Raw genomic sequence first — 16,313 nt, 5'->3', positions numbered from 1 at the left:
AAATGAGTTTTTACGATATAGCTAAGGAAGTCCAAGATTATAATTTTGATAACTTTCTTAACAACGTAACTGAAGATAGAATAGCACATATATTAAAGAAAGATAGGATAAGTAAAGAAGATTTTCTAAGCTTGCTATCACCAGTGGCAGAAAAATTCTTAGAGCCTATGGCACAAAAAGCACATAATCTTACTATGAGCAATTTTGGAAAATCAGTAGTTTTGTATACTCCACTATATATTTCAAACTACTGTGTTAATAGATGTGCTTATTGCAGCTATAACTTAGATAATAGTATAAATAGGCAAAAGCTTACTATGGATGAAATAGAGAAAGAGTGTAAAATTATATATGAAAGTGGACTTAGGCATGTTATCCTTCTTACTGGTGAGTCTAGATTTCATAGTCCAGTATCTTACATAAAGGATGCTGTTAAGATAATGAAAAAGTATTTTAACTCAATAGCAATAGAGATATATCCTTTGGAAGAAGCTGAATATAGAGAACTTGTAGAAGCAGGAGTAGATGCACTTACCATATATCAAGAAACATATGATATGGAGGTTTATGATAAGATACATCTTGGAGGTCCTAAAAAAGATTATAGATTTAGATTAGAAACACCAGAGAGAGCTTGCAAGGCAGGTATAAGAGGAATTGGTGTTGGTGCATTGTATGGACTCACTGACTGGAGAAAGGAAGCTTATCTTTCTGGACTTCATGCAAAATATATTGAAGATAATTTCCCTCATATGGAGATGAATATCTCTATTCCGAGAATAAGGCCTCATGCAGGAAGCTTCACTGACTTACAAGAGATTAGTGATAGAAACTTAGTTCAGATAATGCTTGCTTCTAAGTTATTCCTCCCTAGAGCTGGAATAAATATGACAACTAGAGAAAGTGCAGAGTTTAGAGATAACCTTATTCCATTAGGGGTAACAAAGATGTCTGCTGGGGTGTCCACGGAAATAGGAGGACATACCAAGGAGAAGGAAAGTAAAGGTGATGGACAGTTTGAAATCTCTGACACAAGAACAGTAGAAGAGATAAAAAACATGCTTTCATCAAAAGGATACTGTGCTGTTTTGAAGGATTGGGAATAAGTTTATGAATAAAGGAATTTATGTTATTACTAACAGAAAGTTAATTCAAGAAGGAACTCTTACAGAAATTATTGAAAGCGGTGTAAAAGGTGGAGCAGCAGCTATCATACTACGCGAAAAAGACCTAGATGCAGACTGTCTTATGGAAATTGCAATTAAACTAAAAGAAAAGGCGAAAAGCAATACATCATTATTCATAATTAATGGAAACTATGAAGTGGCAAAGCTTGCTCAGGCAGATGGATTACATTTAAGTTTCAATAATTTCATGAGTTTCCAGGAAGAATTTGATGGGATTTTAGGTGTCTCTGTACATTCTCTTGAGGAAGCTAAATTAGCAGAGCAAAATGGGGCAAACTACTTAATAGCTGGTCACATATTTGAAACCTCTTGTAAGGAAGGCTTAAAAGGAAGAGGATTAGATTTTTTAAAGAAAATATGTGAAAGTGTAAGAATACCTGTTATAGCTATAGGTGGAATAAGCGAACATAACATAAGCAATATAATGAACTGTGGTGCTTATGGTGCTGCAGTAATGTCATCTGTGATGCAAAGTAAAGATCCAGAAAATTATATATGTAGTTTAAGACATAAGTTGAATTTGTAGATAGTATAAATACCTTTAAATAAATTTTTAAAAATTGGTTTGAAGGTATTTATCTTTATAATATATATTTTGCAAGGTTTCTGATGTGAGTATAAAACAGGTTTAGAGATATGTATTCTATAAGTATGAAAATATACCATGAAAATGTATTAAATTAATGTTGATAATTGGGACAAGTTTTCAAGTATATTGTGTAGTGATGCGTTAGGGCGATGATTTTGAAGAAGGAATCAGAGAACAAGTTTTAAGTATATTTTGTAATAAATATAAAACATAAATACAAACATAAATATAAATATAAATATAAATATAAATATAAATATAAATATAGATAGAAATTTTAATTAATCGATTAAAGTATATTTATTTCAATATTTTTACGAATATAACTTATTAAATCTCATATATTTTTATATTTTCTTACAAAAATCCAGAGAAGTTTTGAAAATTGTCTTTGTTGGAACTTGTATAGCTTTAAAATCATTATTATAGAAATAATGAATATAAAAATTATAAAATTATAAAAATTAATATATTGGATATAAAATCAATATATTGGATATAAAAACTAATATATGTAGTTGCTGACTAATCTGAGCCTATCGGTGTTAATGAAGTTATTATCCGCTACTGAATAATTTAATAAAATATTTTTACAATTTGAAATTTTATCTATATTTAGAAGTACAAAGTAACGAAGATATCTTTCTAGATATTTTGTGGCTACTCCGTGAAATCTGCAAAGCAAAGAGTTGAGGTTTGGTCTGAAATATCTTATTCTCAGGTCAACGTCTTTTTTGTCTATGTGAGCTTTAGTGTATAATTTCTGAAGTTTATTATATTTTCTTGCAAGAGCTTTTAAATAAGAATTTTGATATGCTACTATATATGAAGCTTTATCTATTTCTGGATAGACTTTTTCGTTGAAAATGCGCATAGTACAATTGTTTTTAAAAGCTGGTTTGACAGCCATATGGTTATCTGATCCAGTTGCTGCAACAATCCAAATAGTCTCTCTTGTAGTATCTTTTGGGACAAACTTATCTGTTGAATCTAATTCATCGCTTAAATACATTTCTTCAATATTATTTTCTAAATTTCTGCAACCTTTAAAGTTTTCTTTTACAGGAGCTATTCCAATATGAATTGTTCCTTTTAGGTTTTTAAGGTTAATATCATCTAAAGTTAAGCTGTGGAGTATTTTGTGTCTCCAATAAAAGGCTGTTACTAAGCTAATGCCTAACTTTTTTGCACAAAACCTTAAAGATTTAGTCTCTACGAATAACTCTATAAATTTTATCCATGTACTCGCATCTTTTTTTGAATAACTCCATAATGAGTTAGTTGTTTTTGAAAAAGTTCTCTTACAATCTTTGCATATATACCTTTGTATTCCGTTATAAAATCCATATTTAACGTATTTTTTTGAATTACATTCAGGACAGCAGTCCACAAATCTTGTCTTATAAAAATCTTTTTTCAGTATCTTATTTTTGCACAAGTCTAATGTTTTTAGCTTTGTATGGTGATTGATCAACAGAAACACCTCTTCAATGGAATATTTAAACTGTAGTTATTATTTAAATACTTGCCATTTCTATAAGTTTTTAATCATTATCAACATTTCTTTAATACATACTCCAATGAGTCAAATATTGTGTTAAGTAGAGAGAAGGGAGTATCAAGGTTATAAAAGTTACGAAAATTATGAAAAATTTAAGAACTTATCATATCTATAATACCTATTGTAGGTAAAGGATAGGCTGCCCTTATAAAAATACAATTAATATGAGTTCCAGTACTGAGTGCAATAAAGTGTGTTTATAGTTTATATATAAGTTATAATTCATTAATTAACTAAAGCATTTCCTTTGATAGCTTCAAGAAAGCTTTTAATGCAGGAGAAAGCCACTTATCTTTATGGTAAAGTACCTGTGATACAATTCCAAAATCAGGGCCAACCCAATTTAAGGGAACTAATCTTCCTTGGTTTAATTCTTCATCTACAGCTACCTTAGGTAAAAGTGTTATTCCTAGTCCGCTCATAGTAAATTGTTTTATAGCTTGAACACTTCCAGTTTCCAAAACTACATTTGCCTTTAGATTATAACTGTTTAGGATATTCTCAAATACAGCTCTATAACTACAACCTAGTTCAGTTAATATAAGTGATTCTTTTGCAATGTCTTCTGGCAAGATTTCTTTCTTTTCCAATAAAGGATGGCCGGAAGCTGCTAAAAGAAGCATAGGCTCATCTAAGGATATTTCAGTTATAAAATCATTGGCTTCTATTCTAGTCCCCAAAGAGAAGGCCACATCAATAAAGTTGTCACGAAGAAAATGTCTAAAGTCAGTGCAGTTTCCAAACTTCATAGATACTTCAACATTAGGATAAAGTTTTCTGTACTCCTTTAGTATTTCTGGAAGTCTAAGTACGCATAGAGATTCAGCAGCGCCTATAGTTAGTACTCCGCTAGGGACATCTTCACTGGTCAAAACATTCTTTATCTCTGAAGAAAGTTTAATCATCTGTTTTGCATAAGGTAGCAGTTTTTTTCCTTGATGTGTTAAGGTTATATTTTTTCCTATTCTTTCAAAAAGTTTTACGCCAAGTTCATTTTCTAAAAGCTTGATTTGAGTGGTTATAGTAGATTGTGCATAACCTAAGGAGTCAGCCGCTTGAGTAAAACTTTGTAATTTACATATAGTGATAAAGGAATTGAGTTGTTTTAAATCCATAATATCATCTCCGTTCAAATTTTCCTCTCAGCACCTAGAGGAGTTTTTAAAATAGTTTCAATATTGAAGTGATACATCTAAATATACCATTAACATAAGATAATAATGTAGTATAAACTATAATATAGTATTATCAAGAAAATTGAACATATCAATCAAAACTTTCAATTTTACTAATGCATATGGTCATGATACCATATATTTAGATAAAACTGTATGGTGAAGCATAATAAATTTAAACAATTTCTTTATCAAATCCAAGAAACAATATAATTAGAATTAGGAGTGAATGATATGAGTGATAAGTTAAGAGTAGGGCTTATAGGCGGAACTGGGATGGTAGGACAAAGATTAACTATATTGTTAGATAATCATCCATGGTTTGAAGTTAAGGTTATAGCAGCCAGTGAAAGATCTGCTGGACTGACCTACGAAGAAGCCGTTAGGAATAGATGGAAGATGGAAAAACCTATCCCAGAAGTTTTGAAAAATATAGTTGTAAAGGATGGAGCGGCTGTAGAAGAAATATCTAAAGAGGTAGACTTTGTTTTCTGCGCTGTTTCTCTTAATAAAGATAAAACAAAGGAACTTGAAGAATTATATGCAAAGCATGAAGTTCCAGTGGTTTCATGTAATTCAGCTAATAGAATGGTAGAAGATGTTCCAATGGTTATTCCGGAAATAAATGGAGAGCATATTGAAATAATTAATAGTCAAAGAAAAAGACTTGGTACTAACAAAGGATTTATAGCAGTAAAACCTAACTGTTCAATTCAAAGCTATGTACCGGCAATAAGTGCTTTATCTGAATTTAAACCTAAGAGTATACTAGCATGTACCTACCAGGCAATTTCAGGAGCAGGAAAAAATTTTGAGGACTGGCCTGAAATGTTAGATAATGTTATCCCTTATATAGGAGGAGAAGAGGAAAAAAGTGAAAATGAACCATTAAAAATATGGGGGCAAATGAAAGATAATAAAATAGAGAATATTAAAGAACCAATAATAACAACTCAATGTATTAGAGTACCAGTTACTGATGGCCATTTAGCAGCAGTTTTTGTAAGCTTTGAAAGTAAACCGTCAAAAGAAGATATAATAAAGCTATGGGAAAATTTTAATATACCAGAGTCAGTGAGAACTCTTCCAAGTGCTCCTAAAAAATTTCTTAAATATTTTGAGGAAGCAGATAGACCACAAACAAGGCTTGATAGAAACTTTGAGAATGGAATGGGAATAACAATAGGAAGACTTAGAGAAGACAAGGTATATGATTATAAGTTTGTTTGTCTTTCTCACAATACTTTGAGAGGTGCAGCTGGTGGGGCAGTATTAATTGCAGAACTTCTAAAAGCTCAAGGATATATATAGTAGAAAATCAAGATTTTGTGTTAGTTGAATATAGAGTTATGGAAATTTCGCCTAGGAGGTAGTTATCCTAGGCGAAATTTATTAGCTGCAAGAAGCTTGCTTTGTTTTTTTTATTTTAAAGTGTGCCAATATTAAAGTAACAACAGGTATTATAACTTGAAAAGGAAAAGCGTAGTATTTGTAAACAGATAATGCCCAGTATTGCATTTCCATAGTACTATCATAAAGAATATAAGCTAAGTAGCTCATCAATAATCCTGTTTGAATTATTAAGGATTTGTAATCTTTAAGTCCAAAAAGTTTACTAATTCCATTGCTTGTAGCTATTAGGCAAATGCTAACCTTTATGAATATTGCGCTTACAAAAACTATTGCTACTGAAACCTCTACACGTTGAATAAATTCTCCTAAATGTATCCTGCTTATAGCAACATAAGAAGGAAAATATAGGAGTTTTAATGTACTTGGACCTAATACCATTATGTTTCTCATTGAAATGTATACAATGAAAGCTGAAGCTATAACAACTCCTTTAATAAGCACCTTATAGGAAGAGGTTCTTCTTTCTAAGCAAGAAAAAACTCCTGTAAAAACAACTACTTCAGCAAAAGGAAATGAAAAAGCTGAGAAGGTACCATTTAAAAATTGGCTAAGTTCTAAATCAAAAAAAGGCTTTAAATAGTGAAATCTCATTTGAGATATTACTAAGCTTGCAATTATAAATACAAAGGTTATGCAAATTATTAAAAGGATTCGTGAAGTTCTGGCCATGACTTCTACTCCATGAGTAGAACTCCAGATACATAATAATGATAGACACATTATGGTTACAATCATTGGTGTTTCTGGCAAAGCAAGAGTATTCATGAATTCTGCGAAGTTACGGATGACCAAGGCTCCTAAGTGAAAAAAGTACCATATGTATATAACACAAAGGAATTTACCTACATACTTTCCATATAACAATGGAAAGATATCAAATATATCTTTTTTGGGAAACAAATATAAAATTCTACAATATACTAGTAACAGCGGTATCACTAAAATAGTTGCTGCTATAATAGCAAGCCAACTGCTATTTTTGGCTTCTCCAGCAGCACCAAGTATCATAGTGCTGCCAAATACAAATAGAATGACTGTGTTAAGGGCTAGCTTATCACAAACAACTTCGTTCTCCATAATTACCACCTGTATAATTATTTTTGTATTATAAACTTGAAAAAGTTTTCTATAGGTTTAGCAGGGCTAAAGATATCTATTTTAAGAGCCAATGAAACAGCTATAATAAAAGATAAAATACACATTAAGCTACTTATATAAAAATCTTTTTTAAGACCCTGCTTAAATAGATTTACTTGATCTACTAAAACAATTACTATATAAAATAAAATAACTACTATTAACATATTAATCACCTATTTCTAGCGGTTTAGAAGTAGTAGCACTATTTTTTATCTTTACTTTGGAGGTTACAGATATTGGCAGTTCCTTAAATCTATCGCTCCAAGATGTGGATAGCTTTTTCCATGCCTTTGGCATATCTTCATGTACTTTTGTTCCAAAACCAAATATATCACTGCCATATTCTTCTTGAACTTTTCTTATTGAGTTATATATGGAATTTTGCAAAACCAGAGAAGCATTTCTTTCTATTTCTTTTCTCTGTTCCTCTTTATAAAATTCAATTAAAGGTTGGTCTTCGGCGATAGATACTACAGTTTCTGTCATAATATTAATATTAAGAGAATCGCCCTTTAAAACAGGTTTGATTTTAGTTTTACTTTGAAATATCTCTAAGGTAAGAGGTTTTTGGTTTTCTGTATATACTAACAGAAGACCACCTTTGATTTTATTAAGAGCAAAAAGTAAATATTTAGTCTCAGTTCCTTCAATGATGCCGATTAGAGTATCTTTTTTAAATATAGCAATTCCGTCTATACTCGGAGTTGGGATTCCAGACTGTTTGTTTAAGAAGACTCTTGGAACAGTAGCACTTTTACCTGGTTGTATTAAGCTATCAGCAAAATCCCAAAGATCTAGTATAGGAGCTCTAGAAGCAAGTTTTTGATTTTTTAATTGCCGTGACAGTTCTAATGACATAATCTTTCCCGAGGTTGGCGAAGCGGTGATTATTTCCTTAGCAGTTTTTTCGGTAGAAACTAATAGATACATATCTGACCTAGTTTCAGCGTCTCTAATGAACCAATCAATAATATTTCCAAGGCCCTCTCTTGCTAAAGAGGTACTAACTATTATACACTTAGCGTGGCTCCAGTAAAGCTTTCTATCAGAGATTGTAATCATATTTCGTGCTATATCAAAAATAGAATCACCAGTGAGAGTGATATACCTTGGGACTGATCTTGAATCTTTACCGCTTTCAATATCTATAATTTCAGCTGTCATTTCGTATTGTTTAGTAGTTTGACTCCTATCAATAGCTACTCCAGCAACTATAGACATACTTTCTATCTCTCTATAGTTCCAGCAGCCTGTTAGATTAACGCTAATAACTAATATCATCAAGATTGAAATACATTTTGAGATTTTCATTATATCACCTGTTTTTTTCTTTAATACGACCTTTTACAGAAACCTTGTAATTGTGTAAGCTTAGATACCACCAAGGAGCTCTTATAGGTGAATCTGATATAGAGTCAGAACCGAATGAACCTACAGTATTCATGTAATTAACCCCAAAGGAACGCAAGCTCATGAGATATACTATAAAGCCTATTACTCCAAAGAGATAACCATAAATTCCTAAAAAAGCTGATAAAATAAGAAAGATAAATCTTAGAAATATAGTAGCACCAACTATTTTTATATTTAATAGGCCTACGATTCCTGTTATAGCTACAATTATAACCATAGGTGCACTTACAAGCCTAGCATCTACTGCTGCTTGACCGAGTACCAATGCTCCAACTATACTTATGGCTTCTCCTAAGTCCGAGGGTAATCTTGTTCCAGCTTCTCTTAAAACCTCGAAACTAAAAATCATTAATATAGCTTCTACAATTGTTGGTAAAGGTACGTTTTCTCTGGCTGCATAAATACTAAGTAATAAATTTGTGGGTATCATTTCTTGGTTGTAGGTTACTATGGATATATATAGTGCTGGAACACTTACTGTAAATATAAAACCAATTATTCTTATAATACGATTGAAAGACATAAATAAATAATTGTTATAATAATCTTCACCAGATTGAAAATATTCGACGAATAAAAAAGGAACAGTTAATGCAAAAGGAGTTCCATCAACCAATATAGCTATTCGACCTTCAAGAATTTTCCCAACTACAACATCGGGTCTTTCTGTACTTCCAACGGTTTCAAAAGGAGAAAATTTAGCATCTTGTATCATTTCTTGAATATATTGAGAATCAAGTATACTGTCAATATTGATTTGATCTAGTCTGGTAATCAATTCATTTAATATCTTGTCTTGCACTTTACCTTCTATATAACATAAACATATATTCGTATTAGTTTCTGCACCTAGTCGTTTAAATTGAAATTTTAAATTAGTACTTTTAGCTCTTCTTCTTATTAATGATAGGTTAATCATTAGAGATTCTGTAAACCCTTCTTTTGAACCCCGTAGAGCTTTTTCAGAGGTTGGTTCATTTATAGCTCTAACTTTAAAATCCTTTGAATCAATTATAAGAACAGATGAAGAGTGGTCCACTAGAAGGATAGTATCGCCACCTATAATACAATTAATAATTTCATATATATCCGTAGACTCTTTTACATCGCTAGAAGGTATAATCTGATTCATAAGTTTATAAAAAATATTATCTGGATTATCTTTAGAAAGATCAGCATTCAAAATAGGTTTTATAATATTTTCACTTATGTAATCATCACTTACCATTCCATCAATAAAGATAGTAGAACATCTTATACTGGTTTGATATTGATTTTGAATGTTTCGTATCCTTAACGTATCATCCTTCGTAAATATTTGTTTAAACAACTCAATATTTGAGTCAAGTGAAGTTGAAAGCTTCTTATTATACTCAGCTTTTGATGGATTTTGTTTTTTTGGACCATCATTTGTACTCAATAATGTGACACCTCCTTCTAAGGTTCACTCTATATAATCCTAATTGTCATTCTATAAATACATAAAATTAACGGATATTGATGTAAAAATATATAACTATTGTTTCTATATAAGGTTTTATTTATTCATATTAAAAGTGGCATGTAATGAGCTAGATATATTTAATTTAGACAATTTAGTAATATAAGAACTTCTTCCTTACAGTTTTGTAAGGAAGTAAGTGATTTTGTAAGTGTACAGATATAGAGTAGAAAAGTAATAATGGATATAATTAGAACATGATAAGTGATGTTGACTTATAGAAAAGTTAAGGGAGAGATTTATAAATGGAGATATTAAAGGTAGAAAGTTTAAATAAAACCTACGGAAAAGGAGATAACAAGGTTGAAGCTCTTAAGGGTGTGAGTTTATCTATAAATAAAGGTGAATTTGTAGCTATAGTAGGGGCTTCAGGGTCTGGAAAGAGTACTTTATTACATCTTCTAGGGGGGTTAGATATACCGACTAGTGGAAAAGTAGTAATTGATGGAGAAAGTATATATGACTATAAAGAAGAAAAGCTAGCTATATTTAGGAGAAGAAAAATAGGCTTTATATTTCAGTTCTTTAACTTAATACCTGTACTAGATGTGGAAGAAAATATTTCGTTACCAGCACTTTTAGATAATGAAAAGGTTGATAAAAATTATTTAGCTGAAATTGTTGAGATATTAGGATTAACAGATAGAAGAGGACACTTACCTTCGGAGCTTTCAGGAGGACAGCAACAAAGAGTATCTATTGGAAGAGCGCTCTTAAATAAACCTTCAATAATACTTGCTGATGAACCTACTGGAAATCTTGATAGTAAGAATTCAAAAGAGGTTATAGAGCTTCTAAGATTTACTGCACGAAAATATAATCAGACACTAATACTCATAACCCATGATGTAAATATAGCAACTATGGCGGACAGGGTTATAACTATAGAAGATGGAATGATAGTTTCTGATAAAACATTGAAAAGTAAATAAGATTAGAGGCGAGGGAGAAAAGTTATGATAAGTAGCTATAAAGAAATAACTGGACGATATTTAAAAGCTAATAAAAAGAGAGCTCTGCTAACCATTATAGGAATAGTATTGTCAGTGGCATTAATCTCAACAATTGGGTTGTTTTTTAAAGGAATGCAACAGGTTGAACTAGATAATGCCAGAGAAAACTATGGTTCATTCCATGTTATGTATAAAGACACCACTGATAAGGTATTTGAACAGGTTGTAAACAACCCTAAGGTGGCAAAATACGGATATTATAAAGTAGATGAAGAGATAAAACTAAAAGACGATATAATCGCAAGTAAATTAGTAACTACAAATAAGGCGTTAGAGTTACTACCATTTAAAGTTAAAGAAGGACGAATGCCTAAAAATGAACAGGAAATTGCTGTTGAGAGATGGGCATTAAGCCATATAGCACAGTCAATAGCAGTTGGTGATAAAATAAATATTGGTGATAAAGACTATACGCTTGTAGGAATACTTGAAGATAGCTTTTCTATCCAAGACGGAAATAGAGCAAGAATAATTACAAAGAATGATAATTTATCTAAAGAAGATTCAATACTTTTAGTACAGGTTAAATCAGGTACAAATCTTAGAAAAGCAGTAAATGAGCTCACAAAGATAGGAGACGAGAAAAAGGTTTCAGAAAATGGACCAGTGTTGAGAATGGAAGGCGCTGGTAGAGAAGGCGATGGATTAGGTGGTTTATGGTCAGCTGTAATTATAATAGTTTCTATTGTAGTAGTTTGTACGGTAGCAGTTATATATAACTCTTTTCAAATTGGTGTTGTTGAGAGAATGAAGGAATTTGGTCTTTTAAGAGCAGTTGGAACTACACCTAAGCAGATAAGATTCATAGTACTTAAGGAAGCTACTATACTTGCTTTCATAGCGGTTCCTATTGGGTTAATATTTGGAATAATAGCTATATCTATATTATCGTTTGTATTTAAACTGATAGGTAGTGATTCTGTAGTAGCTACAAAGCTTGTAATAAGCCCAAGTATTCTAATAGTTAGCTTTGTAGTTGGTATTATATCTGTTTATCTATCTGCGCTATTGCCAGCTATATTTGCAGGAAGAATATCTCCGCTTTTGGCTATAAGCAGCAGAAGCTCAATAACAAAAGGAAAGATAAAAAAGACTGAAAATAGAATAATTAAAAAACTTTTTGGTTTTGAAGGTTCTATGGCTGCAAAAAATATAAAGAGAAATAGAAAAAGATATAGAATAACTGTATTTTCTATAGTTATAAGTATAGTTCTTTTTATAACCTTTAGTTCCTTTATGGATATGACCCTTACTGTAACTACTGAGCCTAATGAATCAAGAGATATACATTTCACAATCTATAATAATGATTACGATGAACACAAAACTAATACTAGTCTAAATTCTATGATTGAAGATGTAAAGAAATTAAACCCTGTAAAGGATGTTTATAAAAATTATAGATATTATCAATTTAAATCAGTAATCGATAGCAGCAAGGAACTAAAGGAAGTTAAGAATATAGGAAATATATATGAAAGTATAAATTATAATGGTAAGAAGCAAACTTCAGTAATTTCCTCGGTTCAACCTTTTGACGATAAATCTTTAGAAGCATCAAAGAAGTACTTAGTGGAAGGTAGTATTGATAAAGATAAATTAGAGAAGGAAAATGGAGTAATTTTAATAAAAAAGGACCGAATAGATAATGAATCAACTAAGAAAAAGTATTTAGGACCTATAGCTAATATTAAAGTTGGAGACCAGATTTCAATACAGTACGATGAAACCACTAATGTTTCAAGCGAATCTGAGGCAGAGGTGAAACAAAAGGAATTTGGAGAAGGAAAAGTAATAACTGTTAAAGTTATGGGAATAGTATCAACTGATCCTTTTGATAATAGTGGTAACCCAAGTGGTCTAAAACTTATTACAACAGAAGCGCTTACTAAGAAGTTTGTAGAGAAGGATAAGCTTGACCCCACTTCTCTATTAATAAAGATTAAAGATATAAAGGCAGATAAAACCGCAGCAGAACAAATAGAGAATCTTACTAAATCCAATACTTCACTTCACGTATACAATCAAATAGATAACAACAGGAGAGATAAAGCAAGTAACTTAATGATACAAATACTTATATATGGATTTATCACTGTAATTTCTCTTATAAGTTCAGTAAATATAATAAATACCATAACTACAAATATAATCTTAAGAAAGAGAGAGTTTGCAGCACTTAAATCTATAGGGCTTACTCAAAAAGGACTTAAAAAGATGATTGTACTAGAAGGTATTTTATATGCCGTAGCAGGAACCATATATGGCTCTATAATAGGCTGTGGATTGTCATATTTATTGTATAGGGCAATTGGGGGTGTGAGAGAGTTTGCATGGAAAGTGCCTATTGGTGCCATGATTATATCATTTATTGGATCATTAATAGTTGGATATTTATCAGTGCTTTCACCACTTTCAAGAATTAAGAAAACTAATTTAATAGAAGCTATACGAGAAGAATAACATTTATTTGTATGATAATCACTGAATATCAGAGAGGATATACGAATAGGAGGATCTATGAATAATAAGAAGAAGATTTTAATAGGTGTGGTAGTAGTTCTCTTCCTAGTAGCTATTGATGTCATGAAATTTAGCAGTAGATATAAGATAGATATTAATAACAAATCAGATAAAACAGCGAATAACTTAGAATTAAGATATAAAGTTAATGGTAGTATACAAAGTATATCAGAGCTAGAACCTAAAAAGCTTTGGGAGTATAAGGTCAACACCAGTGAACTTAAGAGTGAAGATCAAATATTGTTAACATACAAAGATAGTAAGGGCAATTACTATGAGCATTATTTAGTTGGTTATCTAGAAAAAGGGTATAGGGGAAAAGTTAATGTGGTTATAAATAAAATTGATGATTATGGTAAGTTAGAAATGAAGATAGAATAAGCAAAGGGGTTGTATCATTAGGTGTTAAATACATCATAAGTTATAAGCCAAGATAATGGGAGTTTGTCTTACAGAACTGTAAGACAAACTCTTTTTTTTGTAAGTCCATATTTATGGTGTACTAGGGTTAGCGAAGATATAATTAGTACATAGATAAGAGTTAGTGAAAAGTTTCTTTGAAAATATAAGTTTTATTACGAATTGGTACATCCATATATAACGGAAATAGAAAATAATAAAAATATTACCAACAAAGGAGAAGTTATCATGAATAAATTTATAGAAATAGTTAAAGTAGTATATTTGTGTATAGGATTAATGTTTTTTGCAAAAGAAGTAATTAATAATAGTAATGAAGATTTAAATCAAGATTTGCAGAATTATGGTATTTCTATATAATTATATGTAAGAAACAGTAATAAACTTATATTATTTAGTGAGGTGCATAAAATGGCAACTACGCTTCTGTTAGTAGAAGATGATCAGTCTTTGGCTCTTGGAATAGAATTTACTCTCAAAGATGAGGGGTATGATGTATTTAAAGCTTCAACCTTAGCTGAAGGAAGAGATATTTTTAAAAGTAAGAATATAGATTTGATAATACTTGATGTAAATTTACCAGATGGAAGTGGATATGAGTTATGTAAGGAGATAAGGAAAGACAGTGAGGTCCCAATTATGTTTCTAACTGCATTAGATGAGGAAGTAAATGTGGTTTTAGGGCTTGAAATAGGTGGAGATGATTATATAACAAAGCCTTTTAGGGTAAGAGAATTGTTATCAAGAGTTAAAGTTCTACTTAGAAGAACTGCTAAGAATCAAACAATTGGTAATAGATTAAAAAGTGGAGATATAATAGTAAATACTTCTAGTGCCACTGTTACTAAAAATGATAAAGATATAGTTCTTACGGCTCAAGAGTATAAACTCCTATTAATTTTCATAAATAAGCATGGAGTTCTAATGAAGAGGGATGAGATATTAGAGCAATTGATAGAAGGATCAGAAGCTTTCTTTGATGAAAATACATTAGCGGTTTATATAAAGAGAATAAGAGAAAAGATAGAAGATGATCCAAAACAGCCAGAATACATAGTTACTCAGAGAGGACTTGGGTACAAGTGGAATAAGGAAGTAGATAGTTTAGTTTAGGGAGAATTTAATATGAAAAAATATTTTGCAAATCCTGAGCTTAAATTAAGCTCAGTTATTCTTTTTTTATTAACAACAATATTTTTATTTATTACTTTATTTGCTTTAAAAATCTACAATAATAATCTCAAGGATGATTATATAAAAAGTGTTGGAGCTATTACAGCTAGAGTTATAGAAAAAGATCCATCCTTAGAAAAAGAAATTGTTCCACTTATAACAAGAGAAGCAAGTAAAGAGGAAAGAGAAAAAGGAGCGGAGCTTATAAAAAAGTATGGACTTACAGAAAGTTTAGACAATGAACTTTTTCCTTATATAAATGATGTTAGCAAGAAAAATAACTATACTATAATATTTATATTTTTATTTATAACTTTAATATTCTTCACACTTAATTATATACAGTACTCTTTTTTTTATAAGAGAATAAGAAGATTGACTTTAGGTGCTAAAAAAGTTATTGAAGGGGAGTATGAGATAAATATAAATGAGAATAAAGAAGGAGATTTTTCAAAGCTTGCAGTGTCGTTTAACTCAATGAAGGATATTATAAGAAATAATATAACAGAACTTGAAAAAGAAAAGCAGTTCTTAGTTGACTTACTTTCAGATATATCACATCAGTTAAAGACACCTCTTTCATCAATGATGGTTTATAACGATATACTGCTTAGTAAGGAGTTAGAAAAAGAGCAAAGAGAAAACTTTTTAATAAATAACGCTAATCAGCTTGATAGAATGAATTGGCTTATACAAAGTATGCTAAAGTTAGCAAAGCTAGATGCTAAAGCTATAGAATTTGATAAAGAAAGTCAAAGTCTTAATGAGACAGTAAGTGAAGCAATAAATGCACTTGATACTAAAGCTGATAAAGCTGAAGTGAAGATTAACTTTCAAGAAGATAGAGACATAGTATTCTATCATGACAGACTATGGTTAGAAGAAGCTATAATAAATATAGTTAAGAACGGAATAGAACATACACCTAAAGGAGGAACAATTGATATAACACTAGAAGAGAATCCGGTGTATAGAAGAGTCATAATTAAAGATACTGGTGAAGGTATAAGTGAAGAAGATTTGCCAAGTATTTTCAAGAGATTTTATAAGGCAAGAAACTCAAAAAAAAGTAATTCGGTAGGTATAGGATTAGCACTAGCTAAGTCAATAGTAGAATCTCATAATGGAATTATAGAGGCAAAAAGTAAATTAGGCGTTGGAACGAAGTTTATATTAACCTTTCACTGTTATAATATCTAAAACTC

Annotated in this window: 14 protein-coding genes; 9 read left to right on the top strand and 5 right to left on the bottom strand. The window is 30.7% G+C overall.

Going from position 1 to position 16,313, the window contains the following annotated elements:
* Window positions 1–2: 2 nt before the first annotated feature.
* Window positions 3–1,106, top strand: a complete 1,104-nt coding sequence (thiH, locus tag JHL18_RS12715) for a 2-iminoacetate synthase ThiH (protein ID WP_200269700.1) — start codon at window positions 3–5, stop codon at window positions 1,104–1,106.
* A 4-nt stretch (window positions 1,107–1,110) separates the two neighbouring features.
* Complete coding sequence (locus tag JHL18_RS12710) at window positions 1,111–1,713, top strand: thiamine phosphate synthase (RefSeq protein WP_200269698.1); 603 nt, start codon at window positions 1,111–1,113, stop codon at window positions 1,711–1,713.
* Between the two features lie 568 nt (window positions 1,714–2,281).
* Here the strand turns inward: JHL18_RS12710 and JHL18_RS12705 are convergent.
* Together JHL18_RS12705 and JHL18_RS12700 are read right to left on the bottom strand one after the other, a co-directional pair.
* Complete coding sequence (locus JHL18_RS12705) at window positions 2,282–3,250, bottom strand: IS1/IS1595 family N-terminal zinc-binding domain-containing protein (protein ID WP_200269696.1); 969 nt, start codon at window positions 3,248–3,250, stop codon at window positions 2,282–2,284.
* A 320-nt stretch (window positions 3,251–3,570) separates the two neighbouring features.
* Window positions 3,571–4,452, bottom strand: a complete 882-nt coding sequence (locus JHL18_RS12700; protein ID WP_200269694.1) for a LysR family transcriptional regulator — start codon at window positions 4,450–4,452, stop codon at window positions 3,571–3,573.
* 294 nt (window positions 4,453–4,746) lie between these two features.
* On the opposite strand from JHL18_RS12700, the gene asd reads away from it, so the two are divergent.
* Window positions 4,747–5,823 (top strand): aspartate-semialdehyde dehydrogenase, encoded by a 1,077-nt coding sequence (asd, locus tag JHL18_RS12695; protein ID WP_200269692.1) that lies wholly within the window; start codon window positions 4,747–4,749, stop codon window positions 5,821–5,823.
* Window positions 5,824–5,904: 81 nt separating this feature from the next.
* Here the strand turns inward: asd and JHL18_RS12690 are convergent, their stop codons facing one another.
* The 3 genes from JHL18_RS12690 to JHL18_RS12680 form a co-directional block, all read right to left on the bottom strand.
* A complete protein-coding gene (locus JHL18_RS12690) occupies window positions 5,905–7,002 on the bottom strand; it encodes a GerAB/ArcD/ProY family transporter (RefSeq protein WP_200269690.1) in 1,098 nt (365 codons plus the stop codon).
* A 228-nt stretch (window positions 7,003–7,230) separates the two neighbouring features.
* The gene (locus tag JHL18_RS12685) at window positions 7,231–8,376 is read right to left on the bottom strand and encodes a Ger(x)C family spore germination protein (protein WP_200269688.1); all 1,146 of its coding nucleotides are present in this window, start codon (window positions 8,374–8,376) and stop codon (window positions 7,231–7,233) included.
* Window positions 8,377–8,380: 4 nt separating this feature from the next.
* The gene (locus JHL18_RS12680) at window positions 8,381–9,898 is read right to left on the bottom strand and encodes a spore germination protein (RefSeq protein WP_200269686.1); all 1,518 of its coding nucleotides are present in this window, start codon (window positions 9,896–9,898) and stop codon (window positions 8,381–8,383) included.
* Window positions 9,899–10,224: 326 nt separating this feature from the next.
* Here JHL18_RS12680 and JHL18_RS12675 point away from each other — a divergent pair, with 326 nt between their 5' ends.
* The 6 genes from JHL18_RS12675 (at window position 10,225) to JHL18_RS12655 (ending at window position 16,308) form a co-directional block, all read left to right on the top strand.
* Window positions 10,225–10,911 carry an ABC transporter ATP-binding protein gene (locus JHL18_RS12675; RefSeq protein WP_200269684.1) on the top strand — a complete coding sequence of 229 codons (687 nt, stop codon included), beginning with the start codon at window positions 10,225–10,227 and terminating at the stop codon, window positions 10,909–10,911.
* A 24-nt stretch (window positions 10,912–10,935) separates the two neighbouring features.
* On the top strand, window positions 10,936–13,455 hold the full coding sequence (locus JHL18_RS12670; protein ID WP_200269682.1) for an ABC transporter permease: 2,520 nt from the start codon (window positions 10,936–10,938) through the stop codon (window positions 13,453–13,455).
* Window positions 13,456–13,512: 57 nt separating this feature from the next.
* Complete coding sequence (locus tag JHL18_RS12665; RefSeq protein ID WP_200269680.1) at window positions 13,513–13,896, top strand: hypothetical protein; 384 nt, start codon at window positions 13,513–13,515, stop codon at window positions 13,894–13,896.
* A 267-nt stretch (window positions 13,897–14,163) separates the two neighbouring features.
* Window positions 14,164–14,295 (top strand): hypothetical protein, encoded by a 132-nt coding sequence (locus JHL18_RS26245; RefSeq protein ID WP_274600956.1) that lies wholly within the window; start codon window positions 14,164–14,166, stop codon window positions 14,293–14,295.
* 51 nt (window positions 14,296–14,346) lie between these two features.
* On the top strand, window positions 14,347–15,048 hold the full coding sequence (locus JHL18_RS12660; protein ID WP_200269678.1) for a response regulator transcription factor: 702 nt from the start codon (window positions 14,347–14,349) through the stop codon (window positions 15,046–15,048).
* A gap of 12 nt (window positions 15,049–15,060) precedes the next feature.
* On the top strand, window positions 15,061–16,308 hold the full coding sequence (locus JHL18_RS12655; RefSeq protein ID WP_200269676.1) for a HAMP domain-containing sensor histidine kinase: 1,248 nt from the start codon (window positions 15,061–15,063) through the stop codon (window positions 16,306–16,308).
* Window positions 16,309–16,313 lie beyond the last annotated feature (5 nt).

The sequence above is a fragment of the Clostridium yunnanense genome (assembly GCF_016595795.1).
In the GTDB taxonomy this organism is placed as follows: domain Bacteria; phylum Bacillota; class Clostridia; order Clostridiales; family Clostridiaceae; genus Clostridium_AR; species Clostridium_AR yunnanense.
This window is presented reverse-complemented; position numbering and strand designations above follow the sequence as displayed.

Excerpts from the sequence above, each read along its gene's own strand:
- JHL18_RS12675 (WP_200269684.1), top strand. The coding sequence starts at position 10,225 with ATGGAGATATTAAAGGTAGAAAGTTTAAATAAAACCTACGGAAAAGGA.
- JHL18_RS12670 (WP_200269682.1), top strand. The coding sequence starts at position 10,936 with ATGATAAGTAGCTATAAAGAAATAACTGGACGATATTTAAAAGCTAAT.
- JHL18_RS12690 (WP_200269690.1), bottom strand. The coding sequence starts at position 7,002 with ATGGAGAACGAAGTTGTTTGTGATAAGCTAGCCCTTAACACAGTCATT.
- JHL18_RS12685 (WP_200269688.1), bottom strand. The coding sequence starts at position 8,376 with ATGAAAATCTCAAAATGTATTTCAATCTTGATGATATTAGTTATTAGC.
- JHL18_RS12665 (WP_200269680.1), top strand. The coding sequence starts at position 13,513 with ATGAATAATAAGAAGAAGATTTTAATAGGTGTGGTAGTAGTTCTCTTC.
- JHL18_RS12655 (WP_200269676.1), top strand. The coding sequence starts at position 15,061 with ATGAAAAAATATTTTGCAAATCCTGAGCTTAAATTAAGCTCAGTTATT.
- thiH (WP_200269700.1), top strand. The coding sequence starts at position 3 with ATGAGTTTTTACGATATAGCTAAGGAAGTCCAAGATTATAATTTTGAT.
- JHL18_RS26245 (WP_274600956.1), top strand. The coding sequence starts at position 14,164 with ATGAATAAATTTATAGAAATAGTTAAAGTAGTATATTTGTGTATAGGA.
- JHL18_RS12700 (WP_200269694.1), bottom strand. The coding sequence starts at position 4,452 with ATGGATTTAAAACAACTCAATTCCTTTATCACTATATGTAAATTACAA.
- JHL18_RS12710 (WP_200269698.1), top strand. The coding sequence starts at position 1,111 with ATGAATAAAGGAATTTATGTTATTACTAACAGAAAGTTAATTCAAGAA.
- JHL18_RS12660 (WP_200269678.1), top strand. The coding sequence starts at position 14,347 with ATGGCAACTACGCTTCTGTTAGTAGAAGATGATCAGTCTTTGGCTCTT.
- asd (WP_200269692.1), top strand. The coding sequence starts at position 4,747 with ATGAGTGATAAGTTAAGAGTAGGGCTTATAGGCGGAACTGGGATGGTA.